Here is an 18,051-nt window from a genome sequence, read left to right on the forward strand (position 1 = left end):
AGGGCCGGGCGGCGGGCTGGCCGCTGTGGTCGGTGCTGCTGCTGTGCGCGGCTGCGCCGCTGGCCCTGGCCTTCCTCGCGGTGGAGCGGCGGGCGGAGCGCGGTGCCGGCGGTGCGCTGCTGCCGCCGTCGCTGCTGGCCGCGGCCGGGGTGCGCCGGGGTCTGCTGCTGGGGCTGCCGGTGTTCGTCGGTTTCGCGGGCTGGATGTTCGTGATGGCGGTCACGCTGCAGGAGGGGCTCGGGTACGGGGTGCTGCGGGCCGGGCTGACGCTGGTGCCGATGGGGGTGGCGCAGTTCGCCGCGTCGCTGCTGGCTCCCCGTGCCGTGCGGCGTCTCGGGGGGCGGGCGGTGTCCTGGGCGGCGGCGGTGCACATCGCGGGTCTGGCGGTGCTGGCGGGGACCGCGCTGCTGGGGCCCTGGCCGCGGCTGAGCCCGCTCGCCCTGGCCCCGGGCCTGGTGCTGTGCGGGGCAGCACAGGGTCTGCAGCTGCCGCTGTACTACCGGATCCTGCTGGCCGCGGTCCCGGACCGGCTGGCGGGCGCGGGCAGCGGGCTGGCGGCAACGCTCCAGCAGGCGTGTCTCGCGGTCGGGGTGGCGACGCTCGGCTCGCTGTTCCTGTCGCTGGCGCCCGGCGCCGGGATACGCAAGGCGCTGGTGGTGGTCCTGGCGGTGCAGGCGGCGGGGCTGGTGGGCCTGGGGCTGCTCGGGCTGCGGCTGCCCCGGGTACGGGACTGAACGGCCCGCTCGGAGCCGCCGCCCCGAACATCATGTACCACTCATTAGTTAACCGCACTATTGAAATCGGCGTACGATGGAGCGCATGCCAGAGTTGAGCCATCGCCGACGCATGCTCGTGCTCGGGATCTGCTGCATGAGCCTGCTGATCGTGAGCCTCGACAACACCGTGCTGAACGTGGCGCTGCCGTCGATGCAGCGCGACCTGCACGCCACCACCTCCGGCCTGCAGTGGACGATCGACGCCTACACCCTCGTCCTGGCCTCGCTGCTGATGCTGGCGGGCTCCACGGCCGACCGCATCGGGCGCAGACGGGTCTTCATGGCGGGCCTGGTGGTGTTCACCGTCGGCTCGCTGCTCTGCTCCCTCGCCCCCAGCCTGGAACTGCTGATCGTGTTCCGCATGGTCCAGGCGGTGGGCGGCTCGATGCTCAACCCGGTCGCCATGTCGATCATCACCAACACCTTCACCGACGCCCGCGAGCGCGCCCGCGCGATCGGCGTGTGGGGTGCCGTGGTCGGCATCTCCATGGCGGCCGGCCCGTTGGTCGGCGGGCTGCTGGTGCAGTCGGTGAGCTGGCGCTCGATCTTCTGGATCAACCTTCCCGTCGGGCTCGCCGCCCTCCTGCTCACCCTCCGCTTCGTCCCCGAGTCCCGCGCGCCCAGGGCCCGCCGTCCCGACCCGGTCGGCCAGCTGCTGGTGATCGCCCTGTTCGGCTCGCTGACGTACGCGATCATCCAGGCACCGGAGTCGGGCGCCGGCCCGGTGGCGCCGTTCGCCGCGGTCGCCGGGGCCGCCCTGCCGGCCCTGCTGTGGTACGAGCGGCGGCGCGTGGAACCCCTCGTCGACCTGCGCTTCTTCCGTTCGGCTCCGTTCAGCGGCGCCACGGTGATAGCGGTCAGCGCGTTCGCGGCGCTCGGCGGCTTCCTGTTCCTGTCCACCCTGTACCTGCAGAACGTACGCGGCCTCGACGCCCTGCACGCCGGCCTGTGGATGCTGCCGATGGCCGCGCCGACGTTCCTGTGCGCCCCGCTGTCCGGCCGCCTGGTCGGCACCCGGGGCCCCCGCCTGCCCCTGCTGATCGCCGGTACGGCGATGACCGCGAGCGGCGTGCTGTTCGCGGCCTTCGAGGCGGAGACGACGAACGCCACCCTCGTGCTCGGCTACGTCCTGTTCGGCATCGGCTTCGGCTTCGTGAACGCGCCGATCACCAACACGGCGGTGTCCGGCATGCCCCGCACCCAGGCGGGCGTCGCCGCCGCCGTCGCCTCCACCAGCCGCCAGCTGGGCCAGACACTCGGCGTCGCGGTGGTCGGCGCCGTCCTGGCCTCCGGCATCGGCTCGTCCCCGTACCGGCAGGCGTTCGTGCAGGCGGCCCGCCCCGGCTGGTGGATCCTGGCCGGCTGCGGCCTGGCGGTCCTGGTACTGGGGCTGCTCACCAGCGGCACCTGGGCCCGCCGCACCGCCGAGGAGACGTCCCGCAGGCTGGCGTCGCCCCAGACACCGGAGGTCGTCGGGGCCTCCGGGCGGGCCTGAGTCCCGGCCGGGGCGGCCGGCCCCGGCTCAGCGCTCCGGCACCGCCGACGCGATCGCGTGCAGCCGCTCCAGCCGCCGCCGGGTCTCGTCGTCCGCCGGGGTGTACGTCACCATGCGGGCGCCCAGCTGGGGCCCCAGCCACAGGTCGGTGTGTTCCAGCGTGAGGTGGCCGACGTACGGGTTGAGGAACTCCTTGGTCCGGGAGCGGTTGCCGACCACCTCGTACCGCTCCCAGTTCTCGCGGAACTCCGGGATCTGCTCCAGCCGTGCGAGGAGCATCCGCCAGGCCGGCTCACCGAGGTGGCCGGCCAGGGAGGCGCGCAGCCGGGCGACCATCAGGCGCCGGGACTCCTCCAGGTGCACGACGGCCGCCTGCCAGTCCGCGTTGGTGTGGACGAGCAGCATGCAGTTGCGGTCCTCGGGCGGGACCGCGTCCAGGTCGCCCAGGAGGCGGCCGTAGGTGCGGTTGTAGGCGAGGATGTCGTACCGGCTGTTCTGGATGCAGGCCGGGATCGGCTCCAGCCGGGCCAGCATCTCGCGCAGGGCGGGCGTGACGCTCGGGCAGCTCGCGGCCGGGGTCGGATCGGTCGCGCCGGCCAGTTGGAAGAGATGGACCCGCTCGCTGGCGTCCAGCCGCAGGGCGCGTGCCAGTGCGTCCAGCACCTGGACGGAGACCTGGATGTCCCGGGCCTGTTCGAGCCAGGTGTACCAGGTGACGCCGACCGCCGAGAGCTGGGCGACCTCCTCCCGGCGCAGTCCGGGGGTGCGCCGGCGCGCTCCGCGCGGCAGGCCCACCTCCTCCGGCGCGAGGCGCTCACGCCGGCTGCGCAGGAACACGGCCAGCTCGTTGCGGCGGATCTCCGCGCCCCCGGCTTGCTGCGCCGGGGCCTCCCGGGCCATGGTCGTCATACCCTCAAGGGTGCCGTGCCGGGGAGCCGGTTTCCAGGTGCTCGCGGTACCAGGATGAGAAGACTCTGGTACCAGGCTGAGCGGAGGCGCAGCCTCGGGGGCATGAGTGAAACCGTCACCGTCCCCGCCGTCCGGACGACGGCCGCACCGCCCGCGCTCGGCGGACCCGGGCTGTTCACCGTCCTGCTCGCCGCGGCGCTGCCGCTGGTCGACTTCTTCATCGTCAATGTGGCCCTGCCGACCATCGGGGCCGATCTCGCCGCGGGCGAGGCCGTGCTGGAGCTGGTCGTCGCCGGGTACGGGCTCGCGTACGCCGTGCTGCTCGTGCTCGGCGGGCGGCTCGGGGACCTGTTCGGCCGGCGCCGGCTGTTCCTCGGCGGTATGGCCGCGTTCGGGCTCACCTCGCTGGCCTGCGGGCTCGCGCCCGGCGCCTGGAGCCTGGTCGCGGCCCGGGTGGCGCAGGGTGCCTCGGCCGCCGCGATGCTGCCGCAGGTGCTCGCCACCATCCAGTCCGCCACGAGCGGCGCGCGCCGGGCGAAGGCCATGAGCCTGTACGGTGCCACGGCCGGACTGGCCATGGTCGCCGGGCAGATACTCGGCGGCGTGCTGGTCGCCGCCGATCTCGCCGGGACCGGATGGCGGGCGATCTTCCTGGTCAACGTGCCGGTGGTCGTGCTGGGGCTCGTGCTGGCCGCGCGGTTCGTCCCGGAGACGCGGTCGCAGCACCCCGAGCCCGTCGACGGGCCGGGCACGGTGCTGCTCGCGGTGTCCCTGCTGACGCTGCTCGCGCCGCTCACCGAGGGCCGGGCCGCCGGCTGGCCGCTGTGGACCTGGCTGTCGCTGGCCGCGTTCCCGTTCGCCGTGGCCGCGTTCTGGGTGGTGGAGCGGCGGGCCGACCGGGCCGGGCGGACCCCGCTGGTGCCGCCGAGCCTGTTCCGGGTGCCGTCCATGCGGCGCGGTCTGGAGCTGATCGTGCCGTTCTCCGTCGGCTTCAGCGGCTTCATGTTCGTGATCGCGCTGGCGCTCCAGCAGGGCGCCCGGCTCGGTCCGGTGGCGGCCGGTCTCACGCTCGCGCCGATGGCCGTGACGTTCCTGTTCGTCTCGCTCGCGGGGCCCCGGCTGATCGCCCGCTTCGGCACCCGGGTGGTCACCGCCGGAGCGGTGCTCCAGGGAGCCGGCGTGCTGCTGATCGTGCTGGCCGCCTGGCGGGACTGGCCGCACCTGGGCTTCGGGGTGCTGCTGCCGGGCACGGCCGTGGCCGGTGCCGGTCAGGCGCTCCAACTGCCCAACGTCATGCGGATCGTGATGTCCGAGGTGCCGCCCGCCCGGGCCGGCGTCGGCAGTGGCGTGATGGTCACCACCCAGCAGTCGGCACTGGCCCTGGGCGTGGCGACGCTGGGCACCCTGTTCCTGACCCTCGTGCCGCACCTGGGCATGCGGGACGCGCTCGTCGGCACGCTGCTGGTGCAGCTGGCCGGGATCGCGCTGACGGGCCTGCTGAGCCTGCGGCTGCCCCGGACGGTCGGCTGAACCGGGGGCCCGGCCGGCCCGGCGTGCGGCGGCCGGACCGGGTGACCGCCGGTCCCTCCGGTCCCCTCGCGGCCGGACCGGGTGACCGCCGGTCCCGCCGCTCCCCTCGCCGCCGGGCCGGGTGACCGCCGGTCCCACCGCCTCCTCGCGGCCGGGCGGTCCGGTCCGGGGAGCGGGGCGGGATCCCGGGCACCGGCAGCGCGGGCGCGGACGACTCCCGCCCGCGCCGATCCTGGCCCTGACCTGGTGTTCCCGCCGGAGACGAGAGGGTTCGCCGGCGGCCCCGAGTGGCCGGGACGGCGGTCGGGCGCCAGCCTGGGAAGGTCCATCGAGCGACAGGACGGGAGACACACATGACCTCCGTACTCCGTCACCACTGCCTCCGCGCGCTCGGCGCCGGTGCCCTGTCCGTGGCGCTGCTCTCCGGCGGGACGGCCGGCGCCCTGGCCGTCACCACCCCGGGCAGCTCCGGTTCGAGCCCCGGCTCCGGCGACGGCTCGGCCTCGATCAGCGTCAAGGCCGGCAAGTCCTCGGTCAAGGCCGGTGAGCAGGTGGTGTTCAGCGGGCGCACCAAGGGCCTGAAGATCGGCAGCCCGCTGGTGCTCCAGCACGAGAAGTCCGGCAAGTGGACCTCGCTGCGGGCGACTTCCAAGATCAAGAAGGGGAGCTCGTACGCCCTGCTCGCCAAGCTCAACACCAAGGGCACCGAGCACCTGCGCATCGCGGGCGTGAACTCCTCCGGGAAGGTCTACTCGCCCACGGTGACGGTCAAGGTGAACTGAGTCCGCGCACCAGCAGGTCCACGACCGCCTCGAACTCCTCCTGGACGCCGGGCCGCTGCCACTCCCTGGCGTAGCCGGGGTCGTGGAAGCGGCCCGTGGCGTGGAAGACGGCGCGGGCGGCGGCGGCCGGGTCGGGTGCCGTGAAGACGCCCGGCCCGGTCCCCGCCTCGATGATCCGGGTCAGCTGTCCGGTCAGGTCGGCGATGTGCTCGCCGACCACCGCGCCGTTCTCGTCGGTCAGCACCGTGTAGGTCGCGAACAGCTCGGGATCGTCGCCCGCCTTGTGCCGCTTGGCGTCGAACAGGGCGGTGAGCCACGCCCGCAGCCGCTCCTCGGGGCTGCCCTCGGCGGCGACGATCAGGGCGAGCCGCTGCGAGGTCCGGTCCAGCCAGCGCTTGGTGACCGCCTCGCGCAGCGCCGCCTTGGTACGGAAGTGCCGGTAGACACTGCCGTGGCTGACGCCCAGCGCGCGGGCCACGTCGACCACGGTGGCCTTGGCCGGGCCGTGCCGGCGCAGCACCTCCTCGGTGGCTTCGAGGATGCGCTCGGCGGTCAGGGTCTCGCTGGTCGGTGGCATGACTAGACCGTACCCGGCACCGGGATCAGCGCTCGCTGTCGAGGTGCGTCATCTGCGCGCTCGGGTAGCGGTCGCCGGCCGCGGCGTCCGCGGGCACCGCCTCCTCGATCGCCGCGAGGTCGGCCTCGTCCAGCGTGACGTCCAGCGCGCCCAGCGACTCGGCCAGCCGGTCGCGGGTGCGGGCGCCGACCAGCGGCACGATGTGCTCGCCGCGGGAGAGCACCCAGGCGATGGCGGTCTGGGCGACCGTGACGCCCTTCCGCTCGGCGATCTCGCGCAGCGCCTCGACGAGGTCGAGGTTGTGCCGGAGGTTGTCGCCCTGGAAGCGGGGCGAGTGGGCGCGGAAGTCGGTCGCGGCCAGCTGCCGGTCGCGGGAGAAGTGGCCGGAGATCAGGCCGCGGGAGAGCACGCCGTACGCGGTGACGCCGATGCCCAGTTCACGGGTGACCGGCAGGATCTCCCGTTCGATGCCCCGGGAGATCAGCGAGTACTCGATCTGGAGGTCGGCGACCGGTGCGGTGGCGGCGGCCCGCCGGATGGTCTCGGCGCCGACCTCGCTCAGGCCGACGTGCCGGACGTACCCCTTCTCGATCAGTTCGGCGATCGCGCCGACGGTCTCCTCGATCGGCACGTCCGGGTCGAGGCGTGCGATCCGGTAGACGTCGATGTGGTCGACGCCGAGGCGCTGCAGGGAGTAGGCGGCGAAGTTCCGCACGGCGGCGGGCCGGCCGTCGTATCCGCTCCAGTTGCCTTCCGGGTCGCGCAGGGCGCCGAACTTGACGCTGGTCAGAGCCTTTTCCCGCAGGGCCGGGGGTGCCGTGCGCAGGGCCTCGCCGATGAGCATCTCGTTGTGGCCCATGGCGTAGAAGTCGCCGGTGTCCAGCAGGGTCACGCCCGCTTCGAGGGCGGCGTGGATCGTCGCGACGGACTCCGCGCGGTCGGCGTCGCCGTACAGCGCGGACATGCCCATGCAGCCGAGGCCGAGGGCGGAGACCTGGGGGCCGGTGGTTCCGAGGGTTCGGGTTCGCATCGTCATGCCACCAGCGTGACATAACAGATGACAGATTTCAATATCTGTCAGTCCAACTTCGTCAGCCCTCCCGGGGAAATGGTCCAGACCTATTGACGAGAGGTCTGGACCAGCGCACTGTCATGCCTACGACACCTCTCCGATCCCCGCCCTCACCGATCCCCACCGGGAGGCCCCATGCTCCGCCGCACCCTGCGCCTGCTCACCGCCGCCCTCACCACGGCCGTCCTCGCCCCGCTCGCGATCGCCGCCGCGCCCGCCGCCTCCGCCGCCGACACCTGCGCGGTCAAGTCACGCCCGGCCGGCAAGGTGCTCCAGGGCTACTGGGAGAACTGGGACGGCTCCGCCAACGGCGTCCACCCGCCCTTCGGCTGGACCCCGATCACCGACTCGCGCATCCCCGCCCACGGCTACAACGTGATCAACGCGGCCTTCCCCGTGATCCGTTCCGACGGCACGGCACTGTGGGAGGACGGCATGGACACCGGCGTGAAGGTGGCCACGCCCGCCGAGATGTGCGCGGCCAAGGCGTCCGGCCAGACGATCCTGCTCTCCATCGGGGGCGCGGCGGCCGGTATCGACCTGAACTCGTCCGCCGTCGCCGACCGCTTCGTGGCGACGATCGTCCCGATCCTGAAGAAGTACAACTTCGACGGTATCGACATCGACATCGAGACGGGCCTGACGGGCAGCGGGGACATCAGCCGGCCCTCCGCGTCGCAGAGCAACCTGATCCGCATCATCGACGGGATCCTCGCGCAGATGCCGTCGAACTTCGGCCTGACGATGGCGCCCGAGACGGCCTACGTGACCGGCGGCAGCATCACCTACGGCTCGATCTGGGGCGCGTACCTGCCGGTCGTCAAGAAGTACGCCGACAACGGCCGCCTGTGGTGGCTGAACATGCAGTACTACAACGGCAGCATGTACGGCTGCTCCGGAGACTCCTACTCGGCCGGCACGGTGCAGGGCTTCACCGCGCAGACCGACTGCCTGAACAAGGGGCTCGTGGTCCAGGGCACGACGGTCAGGGTGCCGTACGACAAGCAGGTGCCGGGACTGCCCGCCCAGTCCGGCGCGGGCGGCGGCTACATGTCACCGTCCCTCGTCTCCCAGGCGTGGAAGCACTACGGCACCTCGCTCAAGGGCCTGATGACGTGGTCGGTCAACTGGGACGGCGCGAAGAACTGGACCTTCGGCGACAACGTGAAGGCACTGCAGGGCCGCTGACCGGGCCCGGACACACGGATGCCGGACGGGCTGAGCATCGGCCCGTCCGGCATCCGGCGTGGTGACTAGGCGCCGACGAGGCGCTGGGCCAGGTAGCCCTCGATCTGGTCGAGCGACACGCGCTCCTGCTTCATCGAGTCACGCTCGCGCACGGTGACCGCGTTGTCCTCGAGCGTGTCGAAGTCGACGGTCACACAGAACGGCGTACCGATCTCGTCCTGGCGGCGGTAGCGGCGGCCGATGGCACCGGCGTCGTCGAACTCGATGTTCCAGTTCTGCCGCAGCGCCTGCGCCAGCCCCTTGGCCTTGGGGGACAGCTCCGGGTTGCGGGACAGCGGGAGCACCGCGACCTTCACCGGGGCGAGGCGGTGGTCGAGCCGCAGGACGGTCCGCTTCTCCATCTTGCCCTTGGCGTTGGGCGCCTCGTCCTCGACGTAGGCGTCCAGCAGGAACGCCAGCATCGCGCGGCCGACACCGGCCGCCGGCTCGATGACGTACGGCGTCCAGCGCTCGCCGGCCTCCTGGTCGAAGTAGGAGAGGTCCTGGCCGGAAGCCTTGGCGTGGGCACCCAGGTCGTAGTCGGTGCGGTTGGCGACACCCTCCAGCTCGCCCCACTCGCTGCCGCCGAACTGGAAGCGGTACTCGATGTCGGCGGTGCGCTTGGAGTAGTGGGAGAGCTTCTCCTTCGGGTGCTCGTACCAGCGCATGTTCTCCTCACGCAGGCCCAGGCCCCGGTACCAGTTCCAGCGCTGCTCCATCCAGTATTCCTGCCACTGCTCGTCCTCGCCGGGCTTGACGAAGAACTCCATCTCCATCTGCTCGAACTCGCGGGTGCGGAAGATGAAGTTGCCCGGCGTGATCTCGTTGCGGAACGACTTGCCCATCTGGGCGATGCCGAACGGCGGCTTGCGGCGCGAGGTGGTCTGCACCTGGGCGAAGTTCGTGAAGATGCCCTGGGCGGTCTCGGGCCGCAGGTAGGCGACGGAGCCGGAGTCCTGGGTCGGGCCGAGGTGGGTGGAGAGCAGACCGGAGAACTGCTTGGGCTCGGTGAACTGGCCCTTGTTGCCGCAGTTGGGGCAGTTGACGTCCGCCAGGCCGTTCGCCGGGGCGTGGCCCTTCTTCTCCTCGTACGCCTCCTCCAGGTGGTCGGCGCGGAACCGCTTGTGGCACGAGGTGCACTCGGTCAGCGGGTCCGTGAAGGTGGCGACGTGGCCGGAGGCGACCCAGACCTCGGAGGCGAGGATCACGGACGAGTCGATGCCGACGACGTCCTCGCGCGACGTCACCATGTAGCGCCACCACTGGCGCTTGATGTTCTCCTTGAGCTCGACACCCAGGGGTCCGTAGTCCCAGGCGGCACGCTGTCCGCCGTAGATCTCACTGCACGGGAAAACGAAGCCACGGCGCTTGCTCAGGCTGACGATGGTGTCGATCTTGTCGGCGGCCACGGTGCTCTCTTCATAACGACGACGGGCGTGTGAAGCGAGATGCTTCCAGCGAATGATTCAGGTTACCGGCGCAGGCTCCCCCACGACCAAATCGGCCCCTGCCAAGACCACCTGATGAGCATTGTTGACAACGGTTTCCATGTTAGTTGAAAATGACTGTCATGAACGTACGACGACGCCTCATACCCGCCGCCGCGGTCACCGCGGTCACCGCACTCGGGATCGGCACGCTCTCGGCCTGCTCCGGCGACACCGCGGTGGCGGCCAACACCGGCAAGTTCGACGTCGTCGCGTCGTTCTACCCCATGGCCTTCCTCGCCGAGCGGATCGGCGGGGACCACGTCCACGTCACCACGCTCACCTCCCCCGGCCAGGAACCGCACGACCTGGAGATCAGCCCCAAGCAGATCGCGTCGCTGGAGGAGTCCGACGCGGTCCTGTACCTGAAGGGCCTCCAGCCCTCCGTCGACGACGCGGTGGCCCAGTCCCCGGTCGGCACGAAGATCGACGCGGCCTCCCTGACCACCCTGGAGCACCACGGCAACGAGGTCGGCGGCCACGCGGCCGGACACGACACCCACGAGGGCGACGAGGACGCGGGCAAGGACCCGCACATCTGGCTCGACCCCGTGCGGTACGCCCAGGTCGCCCGGGGTGTGGCCGGGGCCTTCGAGAAGGCCGACCCGAAGCACGCGGCCGACTACAGGAAGAACACCGCGAAGCTGGTCGGGGAACTGGACGCCCTGAACGCGCGGTTCGAGCGGGGGCTCGCGCACACCGGCAGCCGGGTCTTCATCACCACGCACGCCGCGTTCGGCTACCTCGCCGAGCGCTACGGCCTCACCGAGGAGGCGATCAACGGTCTCGACCCCGAGTCGGAGCCGAGCGCCGCCCGGATCAGGGACCTGGAGGGGATGGCCGAGGCGGACGGGGCCACCACCGTCTTCTACGAGACCCTGGTCAGCGACAAGACCGCCCGGACCGTCGCGGACGACGCGGGCCTGAAGACCGACGTCCTCGACCCGATCGAGGGCATCACCGACAAGTCCCGGGGCAAGGACTACATCGCGGTCCAGGAGGCCAACCTCAAGGCCCTCCGCGCAGCCCTGGGCGCCAAGTGAGCGGCACGGGAGGCAAGATGACCGGCGAACCCGTCATAACCCTGCGCAAGGTGACCGCCGAACTCGGCGCGCGCCCCGTCCTGCGCGGCATCGACCTGACCGTCGGCCGCGGCGAGGTCGTCGCGCTGCTGGGCGCGAACGGGTCCGGCAAGTCCACGGCGATCCGCACGATCATCGGCCAGGTGCCCGCCGGCAGCGGCACGGTCGAGCTGTTCGGCACCCCGCGCCGGTCCTTCCGGGACTGGGCGCGCGTGGGCTACGTGCCGCAGCGCACGAGCGCCGCGGGCGGCGTCCCGGCGACGGTCACCGAGATCGTCTCCTCCGGCCGCCTCTCCCGCACCCGCTTCGGGCTCTTCCGCAAGGCCGACCGGGAAGCCGTCCGCCGGGCCCTGGAACTGGTCGGCATGGCCGACCGCGCCAAGGACTCCGTGACCGCCCTGTCCGGCGGCCAGCACCAGCGCGTGCTGATCGCCCGCGCGCTGGTCGCCGAGCCCGAACTGCTGATCATGGACGAGCCGATGGCGGGCGTCGACCTGGCCAGCCAGGAGGTGCTGGCCCGGACGCTGCGGCAGCAGGTCGAGGCCGGTACGACGGTCCTGCTGGTGCTGCACGAACTCGGCCCGCTGGAGCCGCTGATCGACCGGGCGGTCGTCCTGCGCGACGGCTGCGTCCTGCACGACGGGCCGCCCCCGCGGGCCGTCGGCCAGCACGCCCTGCCCGGCCACGACCACGTACACCCGCACGCACCCGCGGGCGCCGAACCGATCCGCACGGGACTGCTGAGCTGATGGACTTCCTGAACTACGAATTCATGCAGCGGGCGCTCCTGGCGGCCGTCCTGGTCGGCATCACCGCGCCCGCGGTCGGCATCTACCTGGTCCAGCGCCGCCAGGCCCTGATGGGCGACGGCATCGGACACGTGGCCATGACCGGCGTCGGCCTCGGCTTCCTGCTCTCCACCTCCCCCGTGTGGATGGCGACGGCCGTCTCCGTCCTCGGCGCGGTCCTGATGGAGCTGATCCGCTGGTACGGCAGGACGCGCGGCGACATCGCCCTCGCCATGCTGTTCTACGGCGGCATGGCCGGCGGTGTGATGCTGATCAACCTCGCGCCGGGCGGCTCCAACGCCAACCTGACCTCGTACCTGTTCGGCTCGCTGTCGACGGTGTCCCCGTCCGACGTGACGGCCATCTGCGTCCTGGCCGCCTTCGTCCTGCTGGTCACGCTGGGCCTGCGCCGCCAGTTGTTCGCGGTCAGCCAGGACGAGGAGTTCGCGCGGGTCACCGGGCTGCCGGTACGCGCCCTGAACCTGCTGACGGCGGTCACCGCGGCCGTGACCGTGACGGTCGCCATGCGGGTCGTCGGCCTGCTGCTGGTGTCCGCGCTGATGGTCGTGCCGGTGGCGGCGGCTCAGCAGCTCACCCGGAGTTTCACCGTCACCTTCGTGATCGCCGTGGCGATCGGTGTGGCCGTGACCGTCAGCGGCACGATCACCTCCTACTACCAGGACGTCCCGCCGGGCGCCACGATCGTCCTGTTCACCATCGCCGGGTTCATCGCGCTGACCGCGCTGGCCACCCCGCTGGCCCGGCGGCGCGCCCGTGCGGCGGCAGCGGAACCGGTCGCCGGAGACCCGGCGGAGTGCTCGATCCCGGCCGCCCGGGAGGCCGGCGAGGAGATCGGCGTCTGACCGCGGACGAGCCGGGCTGGCACAATGGCCCGGCAGACGCCAGACGTGAGGAGGAACGGTGACGACCGCTGGACCGCCCGTGAAGGGCCGCGCGACCCGCCAGCGTGCAGCCGTGGCGGCGGCCCTGGACGAGGTCGACGAGTTCCGCAGCGCCCAGGACCTGCACGACATGCTCAAGCACAAGGGCGACTCCGTCGGTCTGACCACGGTCTACCGCACCCTCCAGTCCCTCGCCGAGGCCGGCGAGGTCGACGTCCTGCGCACCTCCGACGGCGAGTCGGTCTACCGCCGCTGCTCCACCGGTGAACACCACCACCACCTGGTCTGCCGCACCTGCGGCAGGGCGGTCGAGGTGGAGGGCCCCGCGGTGGAGAAGTGGGCGGAGGCGATCGCCGCCGAGCACGGTTACGTCAACGTGGCCCACACGGTGGAGATCTTCGGCACGTGCGCCGAGTGCGCCTCCGCCGTGGGCTGAGGCTCGGACGCGGGTGAGGCTGCGGTCCAGGATCGACCGCAGCCGGCCGGCGTCCGCCGCGTCGCTCCGCGGCGTACCGCTTCGTGGCCGTGGCCGTGAGGCGGGATCGTACAGCCGTCCCCGGCCGCGGATCAGCCGCGGCCGAAGCAGCGCTCCAGCTCGTCCAGGTCGTAGAACGCGCTGCCCTTCGTGACCGGGTGGCAGTCCGCCTTGAACGCCGTCTCCTTCTCGTCGTAGAGCATGCGGACCAGGCGGCGGTCGCCCTTGCCGAACACGTCCCACTGGATGTTCGCGCCCAGCGGGGCCACGGAGGCGCCGCGCCAGGGATTGCCGGCGTACGTGTACGGCTCACCCGGCGTCGCCGGTTCCGTGCTGCCCGGCAGCCCCATCAGCGCGGCCAGCGGGATGATCTCCTCGGCGTGGGTGAACCGCAGCTCGGCACCGAGGTCACCGGTACCGGCGTGCGCGTCCTCGGCCTTGCGGAAGAAGTCGTCGAGGAGGACACCGGCCATCTTGTAGGTGATGTCGCTGCCGGCGAACCCGGGGCCCTTCTCGTAGAAGTCCTCGGCGTCGGAGAGGTAGCCGAACCAGGCCGCGTCCGCGCGGGAGACGTAGCGCTCCATGCCCCAGCCCCTGCCGTCCGGGCTCTCCTCGCTCATCGCCGGGGCGATGGCGTACAGGTCGTAGACGGCCCGTGCGGCGCCGACCTGGTCGGTGATCTGCGCGACGAAGGAGTCCTCGAAGATCTTGCGCAGCACGCTGCGGGCGGCCTTGCGGGTCCTCGGCTGACCGGTGATGCCGCTCAGGGTGTCCTTCAGGCGCTGGTCGTTCGCTATGTAGTCCCGGTAGGCGGCGCCGCCCGCGGCCTTGTGGAAGTACAGCAGGTCCTTGTCGGTGCGGGCCGGGCCGATCAGCGGCTGGAGCCCGGGCTCGGCGGCGGCGAGGGCGTCCGCGAAGACGGTGCCGCTGTCCACGGCGCGCCCCTGCCCGGAGCTGACGACGTCGACCCTCTCCCCGCGGTCGGCGATCCGGGCGAACAGCGACGGCAGCCGCCGCTCCATGCGCACGGCCGCGTCCGCCAGCTCCCGCCGGCCCCGCCCGCTGAGGTTGCCGTAGCCGGTCTTCGCCATGGCGGCCCGCAGGGCGCGCACCTTCGGCCCGAACGCGCGGCCCCGGCGGGTCAGCAGGCCCTCGGCCTCGGCCTTGTCCCACAGGGCGAGGATCAGGTCCGCGTCCTCGCTGTCGGTGGCCGCCCGGGACCCGTGCCGGGAGACGTTCTCGGTGAAGACCGGGACGAAACCGGCCGGGGCCTGCTGGTAGCCGTGCGGATTCCGCCCGGGCTCGTACGGCGCCTTCGTGCCGTAGCTCTCGCGGTGCGCGGGCCCGTCGGCGGCGTGCGCGGGCAGCGCGGTGAGCAGCAGGGCGCCGAGGGCGATGACGGGGAAGAGACGTCTCATGAGTCCCGCATCCTCGGCGGCCCGCGTGAACGGAGGACGGCTACGAGGTGGCGTCACCCTTCATGGCGGCTTCCATGGCGATCAGTTCCTCGTTCGGCACGGCTCCGCCGAAGCGCCGGTCCCGGGAGGCGAACTCCATGCAGGCCCGCCACAGGTCACGGCGGTCGAAGTCGGGCCACAGCACGTCCTGGAAGACCATCTCGGCGTAAGCGCTCTGCCAGAGCAGGTAGTTGGAGGTGCGCTGCTCGCCGCTCGGGCGCAGGAACAGGTCCACGTCCGGCATGTCCGGGTAGTACAGGTACTTCTGGACCGTCTTCTCGCTGACCTTCGACGGGTCGAGCCGGCCCGCCTTCACGTCCTCCGCGATGGCCTGCGCCGCGTCGGCGATCTCGGCGCGCCCGCCGTAGTTCATGCAGAAGTACAGGGTGAGCAGGTCGTTGTCCTTGGTCTGTTCCTGGGCGACCTGGAGTTCCTTGGCGACCGACTTCCACAGCTTGGGCATGCGCCCCACCCAGCGCACCCGGATGCCGAGCGCGTCGAGCTGGTCGCGGGTCCTGCGGATGAAGTCACGGTTGAAGTTCATCAGGAAGCGGACCTCGTCGGGCGACCGCTTCCAGTTCTCGGTGGAGAAGGCGTACAGCGAGATGTTGCGCACGCCGACCTCGATCGAGCCCTGGAGCACGTCCAGCACCCGCTCGGCGCCGACCTTGTGGCCCTCCGTGCGCGGCAGACCGCGCTCCTTGGCCCACCGGCCGTTGCCGTCCATGACGATCGCGACGTGGTTCGGCACCAGCTCGCCCGGGAGCTTGGGTGCGCGGGCACCGGACGGATGCGGCTCCGGCGCCCTGTACTCGCGCCGCTGGCGCCCCAGGATCCCGCGTACGACCATGTCCTTCTCGTCTCCTCGACCGTGAACTACTTCTCTACGTACCTGAGGGAGCGCAGCCCGCGCTCCAGGTGCCAGTGCAGGTAGGCGGACACCAGCCCGCTGCCCTCGCGGACGTACCGTGCCTCGCAGGCGTCCGCCGTCTCCCAGTCTCCCGTAAGCAGCGCACCCAGCAGTACCAGAGTCTGCGGGGACGGTACGACGCTGCCCGCCACCCGGCAGTCGGTGCAGACGGAGCCGCCGGAGGCGACCGAGAAGAAGCGGTTCGGGCCGGGCATCCCGCACTTCGCGCAGTCGGTGAAGCTGGGCGCGTAGCCGTTGACGGCCAGGGAGCGCAGCAGGAACGCGTCGAGGACGAGATGGGGGGCGTGCTCCCCCCGGGCGAGCGTCCGCAGCCCGCCGACCAGCAGCAGGTACTGCTGGACGGCCGGCTCGCCCTCGTGGTCCGTGAACCGCTCGGCCGTCTCCAGCATGGCCGTCCCGGCGGTGTACCGGGCGTAGTCGGTGACGATCCCGCCGCCGTACGGAGCGATCGTCTCGCTCTGCGTGCACAGCGGCAGCCCGCGCCCGACCAGCTCGCTCCCGCGCGCGAAGAACTGCACGTCGACGTGGGAGAACGGCTCCAGCCGGGCTCCGAACTTCGACTTGGTGCGCCGCACGCCGCGCGCCACGGCCCGCACCCGCCCGTGACCGCGCGTGAGCAGCGTGATGATCCGGTCCGCCTCGCCCAGCTTCTGGGTGCGCAGCACGATGCCGTCGTCGCGGAACAGACTCATGCCCACCATTCTCGCCCATGGCGCCGAGTGGCCGGGCTCACCTGCCGCCGCCGGGGCACCCCGCCCCGGGCTGCGGGCGCTGCGGGCTCCCGGCACCGACGGCGTCCCGCTCCCCTACGCCATTCGTGTGCGCTGTCTTGACCGCCCCCACGGCCCCTCCTATGGTCGCGCTACCGACCGGACGTAGGACGTAGGACGTCGTACCTCACCTCCCACCCCTCCCCCACCCACCTGCTGGAGGATCCGTGCGCGACGACGTGAACCCCGACGTACCGGCACCGCGCCGCCGGTCGTTGCTGAAGGGCGCGGGAGCGCTGGGGGCCGGCGCGCTGCTGGCGGGCTGTTCGACCGGGCCGGAGTCGACCAACGAGACCGGCGGCGGGGGCAGCGGCAAGGACCGCACGCTGACCGCCGTCATCGGCTACGGCAACGACGGCAGCTGGGACCCGACCCAGACGGCGTCGGCGTTCGCGATGGCCGCGAACAACCACATCTACGAGGGGCTGCTGGACACCGACCCGATCACCCGGGCGCCGTACCCCGCGCTGGCCACCGAGGTGCCGAAGGACCCGGGCGCCACCCGCTGGCGGTTCACCCTGCGCCCCGGCGCGACCTTCCACGACGGCGAGCCGGTGACCGCCGACGACGTCGTGTTCGTCTTCGACCGGATCCTGGACCCGAAGACCCAGACCCTCGCCAAGGGCTTCTTCGCCCCCTGGCTGGACTCGGTGCGCAAGGCCGACGCGCGCACCGTGGAACTGGTGCTGAAGTTCCCCTTCCCGGACGGGCTCTCGCGGCTCACGCTGGCCAAGGTCATGCCGAAGCACGTCTATTCGCGGCCCGGCGCCTGGGACGACGCGATCAAGGGGCTGGCCGTGGGCTCGGGGCCGTACCGGCAGACCGCGCACCACCCCAAGTCGAACACCACCTTCGAGGCGTTCGCCGGCTACAACGGCCCCCGCAGGCCCGCCTTCCGCCGGATGAACTGGCTGACGATAGTGGACGCCGCCCCGCGCGTCGCCAAGATCTCCGGGACCGGCGCGGGCGCGCAGATCGCCGACAACATCCCCTACGCCAACATCGCGCGGCTGGAGCAGGGCGGCCTGAAGGTGGCCGGCGGCGCCGGGATGAACAACCTCTTCCTGATGTTCAACACCCGGCACAAGCCCTTCGACGACGTCCGGGTGCGGCAGGCCCTGCACTACGCCATCGACACGGAGAAGATGGTGCAGGTCGCGCTGAAGGGGCACGGCAAGCCCGCGTCCTCGTTCCTCGACGAGGGCAACCCCGGCTACCGGCGGGCCGCGACCGTCTACGACCACGACCCCGACAGGGCCAGGGCGCTGCTCAGGGCCGCCGGGGTGAAGGATCTGAAGATCGAGATCCTGGCGGTCAACGTCAGCTGGATCGTGGACTGTCTGCCGACCGTCAAGTCCTCCTGGGACGCGATCGGCGTGGAGACCACGCTGGCACCGCAGGAGACCACGGCCGTGTTCACCAAGATGGACCAGAAGCAGGACTACCAGGTGGTGGCGGCGGCCTCCAACCCGAACCAGTTCGGACTCGACGCCGACCTGATCATGCACTACAACTACGGCCCCGAGAACCTGTGGATGCAGTACACGCGGTGGGCCGGCGACCCGGTCGCCAGGCAGCTCTTCAAGGACATGGACCGGGCGACCCGGGAACCGGATCCCGCGAAGAAGAGGACGATGGTCCAGGACTACGTCGACGTCGTCGCCGAGCAGGCCGTGCTCTACCCGGTCGTCCACAACGAGCTGATGACCGCCTGGGACGCGCGCAAGCTCAGCGGGATAAGGGCGCAGCCCTACCCGGGCGTCAACCTCCTGCAAGCCCGCTGGATCTGAC

17 protein-coding genes are annotated in these 18,051 nt (G+C 71.8%); 10 read left to right on the forward strand and 7 right to left on the reverse strand.

The annotated features are described in order from the left end of the window. Together GT045_RS37025 and GT045_RS37030 are read left to right on the forward strand one after the other, a co-directional pair. A partial coding sequence (locus tag GT045_RS37025) for an MFS transporter (protein ID WP_161336897.1) occupies positions 1–734 on the forward strand: 734 nt, incomplete at its 5' end. 85 nt (positions 735–819) lie between these two features. Further along, positions 820–2,271: an MFS transporter gene (locus GT045_RS37030; protein ID WP_161336898.1), complete on the forward strand. Its 1,452-nt coding sequence runs from the start codon at positions 820–822 to the stop codon at positions 2,269–2,271. 27 nt (positions 2,272–2,298) lie between these two features. On the opposite strand, the gene GT045_RS37035 is transcribed toward GT045_RS37030, so the two are convergent. Then, on the reverse strand, positions 2,299–3,180 hold the full coding sequence (locus tag GT045_RS37035; RefSeq protein ID WP_161298418.1) for a helix-turn-helix transcriptional regulator: 882 nt from the start codon (positions 3,178–3,180) through the stop codon (positions 2,299–2,301). A gap of 102 nt (positions 3,181–3,282) precedes the next feature. On the opposite strand from GT045_RS37035, the gene GT045_RS37040 reads away from it, so the two are divergent. Both GT045_RS37040 and GT045_RS37045 read left to right on the forward strand, forming a co-directional pair. Beyond that, entirely contained in the window at positions 3,283–4,710 is a 1,428-nt protein-coding gene (locus tag GT045_RS37040; protein ID WP_161298417.1) for an MFS transporter, read from the forward strand. A gap of 353 nt (positions 4,711–5,063) precedes the next feature. Continuing rightward, the gene (locus tag GT045_RS37045) at positions 5,064–5,492 is read left to right on the forward strand and encodes a hypothetical protein (RefSeq protein WP_161298397.1); all 429 of its coding nucleotides are present in this window, start codon (positions 5,064–5,066) and stop codon (positions 5,490–5,492) included. Here GT045_RS37045 and GT045_RS37050 read toward each other — a convergent pair. Both GT045_RS37050 and GT045_RS37055 read right to left on the reverse strand, forming a co-directional pair. Further along, complete coding sequence (locus GT045_RS37050; protein WP_161298398.1) at positions 5,479–6,069, reverse strand: TetR family transcriptional regulator; 591 nt, start codon at positions 6,067–6,069, stop codon at positions 5,479–5,481. The two genes, GT045_RS37045 and GT045_RS37050, sit on opposite strands and share 14 nt — an antisense overlap. A 25-nt stretch (positions 6,070–6,094) precedes the next feature. Then, positions 6,095–7,105 carry an aldo/keto reductase gene (locus GT045_RS37055; protein ID WP_161336899.1) on the reverse strand — a complete coding sequence of 337 codons (1,011 nt, stop codon included), beginning with the start codon at positions 7,103–7,105 and terminating at the stop codon, positions 6,095–6,097. A 171-nt stretch (positions 7,106–7,276) separates the two neighbouring features. Here GT045_RS37055 and GT045_RS37060 point away from each other — a divergent pair, with 171 nt between their 5' ends. Then, on the forward strand, positions 7,277–8,329 hold the full coding sequence (locus tag GT045_RS37060) for a chitinase (RefSeq protein WP_161298400.1): 1,053 nt from the start codon (positions 7,277–7,279) through the stop codon (positions 8,327–8,329). Between the two features lie 65 nt (positions 8,330–8,394). On the opposite strand, the gene GT045_RS37065 is transcribed toward GT045_RS37060, so the two are convergent. Continuing rightward, on the reverse strand, positions 8,395–9,777 hold the full coding sequence (locus tag GT045_RS37065; protein WP_161298401.1) for a glycine--tRNA ligase: 1,383 nt from the start codon (positions 9,775–9,777) through the stop codon (positions 8,395–8,397). 161 nt (positions 9,778–9,938) lie between these two features. Between GT045_RS37065 and GT045_RS37070 the strand changes: the two genes are divergently transcribed. From GT045_RS37070 to GT045_RS37085, 4 genes are read left to right on the forward strand one after another with little or no spacing between them, the layout of a single operon-like run. Beyond that, positions 9,939–10,898: a metal ABC transporter substrate-binding protein gene (locus GT045_RS37070; RefSeq protein ID WP_161336900.1), complete on the forward strand. Its 960-nt coding sequence runs from the start codon at positions 9,939–9,941 to the stop codon at positions 10,896–10,898. A gap of 17 nt (positions 10,899–10,915) precedes the next feature. After that, on the forward strand, positions 10,916–11,686 hold the full coding sequence (locus GT045_RS37075; protein ID WP_161336901.1) for a metal ABC transporter ATP-binding protein: 771 nt from the start codon (positions 10,916–10,918) through the stop codon (positions 11,684–11,686). After that, a complete protein-coding gene (locus GT045_RS37080) occupies positions 11,686–12,588 on the forward strand; it encodes a metal ABC transporter permease (protein WP_161336902.1) in 903 nt (300 codons plus the stop codon). The genes GT045_RS37075 and GT045_RS37080 overlap by 1 nt, the downstream gene beginning before the upstream one ends. A 58-nt stretch (positions 12,589–12,646) precedes the next feature. Beyond that, positions 12,647–13,063 (forward strand): transcriptional repressor, encoded by a 417-nt coding sequence (locus GT045_RS37085; RefSeq protein WP_161336903.1) that lies wholly within the window; start codon positions 12,647–12,649, stop codon positions 13,061–13,063. Positions 13,064–13,194: 131 nt separating this feature from the next. Here the strand turns inward: GT045_RS37085 and GT045_RS37090 are convergent, their stop codons facing one another. Genes GT045_RS37090 through recO form a run of 3 tightly spaced genes read right to left on the reverse strand, consistent with a single transcriptional unit; the run spans position 13,195 to position 16,182 of the window. Beyond that, entirely contained in the window at positions 13,195–14,520 is a 1,326-nt protein-coding gene (locus GT045_RS37090) for a histidine-type phosphatase (RefSeq protein ID WP_161336904.1), read from the reverse strand. A gap of 40 nt (positions 14,521–14,560) precedes the next feature. Beyond that, positions 14,561–15,409, reverse strand: coding sequence for an isoprenyl transferase (locus GT045_RS37095; protein ID WP_161336905.1), 849 nt, complete (start codon positions 15,407–15,409; stop codon positions 14,561–14,563). A 26-nt stretch (positions 15,410–15,435) separates the two neighbouring features. Then, on the reverse strand, positions 15,436–16,182 hold the full coding sequence (gene recO / locus GT045_RS37100) for a DNA repair protein RecO (protein ID WP_161336906.1): 747 nt from the start codon (positions 16,180–16,182) through the stop codon (positions 15,436–15,438). Positions 16,183–16,427: 245 nt separating this feature from the next. Between recO and GT045_RS37105 the strand changes: the two genes are divergently transcribed. Beyond that, entirely contained in the window at positions 16,428–18,050 is a 1,623-nt protein-coding gene (locus GT045_RS37105; RefSeq protein WP_161336907.1) for an ABC transporter substrate-binding protein, read from the forward strand. Position 18,051: the final 1 nt, after the last annotated feature.

It is taken from the genome of Streptomyces sp. SID486, from assembly GCF_009865385.1.
Classification (GTDB): domain Bacteria; phylum Actinomycetota; class Actinomycetes; order Streptomycetales; family Streptomycetaceae; genus Streptomyces.

Excerpts from the sequence above, each read along its gene's own strand:
- GT045_RS37035 (WP_161298418.1), bottom strand. The coding sequence starts at position 3,180 with ATGACGACCATGGCCCGGGAGGCCCCGGCGCAGCAAGCCGGGGGCGCG.
- recO (WP_161336906.1), bottom strand. The coding sequence starts at position 16,182 with ATGAGTCTGTTCCGCGACGACGGCATCGTGCTGCGCACCCAGAAGCTG.
- GT045_RS37075 (WP_161336901.1), top strand. The coding sequence starts at position 10,916 with ATGACCGGCGAACCCGTCATAACCCTGCGCAAGGTGACCGCCGAACTC.
- GT045_RS37095 (WP_161336905.1), bottom strand. The coding sequence starts at position 15,409 with ATGGTCGTACGCGGGATCCTGGGGCGCCAGCGGCGCGAGTACAGGGCG.
- GT045_RS37050 (WP_161298398.1), bottom strand. The coding sequence starts at position 6,069 with ATGCCACCGACCAGCGAGACCCTGACCGCCGAGCGCATCCTCGAAGCC.
- GT045_RS37055 (WP_161336899.1), bottom strand. The coding sequence starts at position 7,105 with ATGACGATGCGAACCCGAACCCTCGGAACCACCGGCCCCCAGGTCTCC.
- GT045_RS37070 (WP_161336900.1), top strand. The coding sequence starts at position 9,939 with ATGAACGTACGACGACGCCTCATACCCGCCGCCGCGGTCACCGCGGTC.
- GT045_RS37030 (WP_161336898.1), top strand. The coding sequence starts at position 820 with ATGCCAGAGTTGAGCCATCGCCGACGCATGCTCGTGCTCGGGATCTGC.
- GT045_RS37045 (WP_161298397.1), top strand. The coding sequence starts at position 5,064 with ATGACCTCCGTACTCCGTCACCACTGCCTCCGCGCGCTCGGCGCCGGT.
- GT045_RS37040 (WP_161298417.1), top strand. The coding sequence starts at position 3,283 with ATGAGTGAAACCGTCACCGTCCCCGCCGTCCGGACGACGGCCGCACCG.
- GT045_RS37060 (WP_161298400.1), top strand. The coding sequence starts at position 7,277 with ATGCTCCGCCGCACCCTGCGCCTGCTCACCGCCGCCCTCACCACGGCC.
- GT045_RS37080 (WP_161336902.1), top strand. The coding sequence starts at position 11,686 with ATGGACTTCCTGAACTACGAATTCATGCAGCGGGCGCTCCTGGCGGCC.
- GT045_RS37090 (WP_161336904.1), bottom strand. The coding sequence starts at position 14,520 with ATGAGACGTCTCTTCCCCGTCATCGCCCTCGGCGCCCTGCTGCTCACC.